A 1,207-nucleotide genomic window follows, 5' to 3' on the forward strand; every position below is an offset into this window, starting at 1 on the left:
CGTGGGCGATGGTGTAAATCGTCAGGCCTGCCAACCCGCCTATCAGCGTGCCATTGATGCGAATGTACTGCAGGTCCTCGCCCACCTGCCGCTCGATGCGGCGAGTCACTGTCTCCGTGTCCCACTCCCGCACGGTGTCAGCAATCAGCCTGCCCACATCGCGCTGGTGAGACTGCACTGCCTCCACCAGCACCTCCCGCATCCAGTTATTGAGCCGCTCTCGCAGACCACGGTCTTCAAGGACAGTATCGGTGCCCGACTGTATGAGGCTCCGCATCCACGCCCTGATTGCCGATTCCTCGCTGTCGATATCCTCGCGCATCCCGTTGCGGAGGTCGCGCCAGACTCCGTCCGCGTAATCCCCCAAAGCCGGATGCGCCAGCAGTTTGCGGGTGTGCGCGGCAACCTGCTCGCGATACTTAGGTGAAGTAGCCAGGTCGGAGGCGAGCCTGCCGATGGCAGCATCCAGTCGCAAGCGCAGGGGGTGGGCAGGGTCGCGCGCGATCTCCGCCACAACCTCGCGCAGCGCTGCCACCACGCTTTCCCCTACCTTTTCATCCATCGAAAGCCGCTGCCAGAACCAGGCTGTGTTTTCGCGCACGCGCTGACGGATACGGGATTCGTTCGCGGTTACATATTCATCAGCCTCGCGCAACAGCTTGTCCAGCAGTCGCTGGTGCCGCTTTTCCGCAGTGAGCAGCATCACCGCCTCGCCGAGCAAAGGGCCAAGATCGATGCGGGCCGCTTTTTCCAGCAGACCGGCCGAAACGAAATGCTGCACATGGCGCTCGTCCACCGAATCCAGCAATTCCGGAATCAGGCGCGTCACATAATCGGCGAGCAGGTCGGTACGCCCCTGCTCGGACAGCCACGTTGCCAGTTTCCCGGACAAATCCACACGCGCGAGCTTGGCGGCAACCACTTCGGGAGAAACAAAGTTGCTCTCCACGAAGCGTCCCAGCGATTCACCGATTCGATCCTTGTTACGCGGAATGATTGCGGTGTGGGGGATGGGCAGGCCGAGGGGCTGACGGAATAAGGCTGTTATAGCAAACCAGTCCGCCAGCGCACCCACTACCGCGGCTTCGGCAAAAGCGCGAACGTAGCCAACCGACGGATGAACTGAAATAAATACATTCGTCAGAACGAGAACCGCAAGCATCACCATCAGCAGTGCCGTCGCCAGACGTCGCATGCGGTTATGGGC

Annotated in this window: 1 protein-coding gene; it reads right to left on the bottom strand. The window is 61.1% G+C overall.

Annotated features, from left to right (window positions below; genetic code table 11):
* Positions 1 to 1,195, bottom strand: a 1,195-nt coding sequence (locus BMY01_RS16905; RefSeq protein ID WP_074749269.1) for a DUF445 domain-containing protein, incomplete at its 3' end; no start/stop codon positions are given.
* Between the last annotated feature and the right edge of the window lie 12 nt (positions 1,196 to 1,207).

It is taken from the genome of Nitrosospira multiformis (assembly GCF_900110185.1).
GTDB classification, from domain to species: domain Bacteria; phylum Pseudomonadota; class Gammaproteobacteria; order Burkholderiales; family Nitrosomonadaceae; genus Nitrosospira; species Nitrosospira multiformis_A.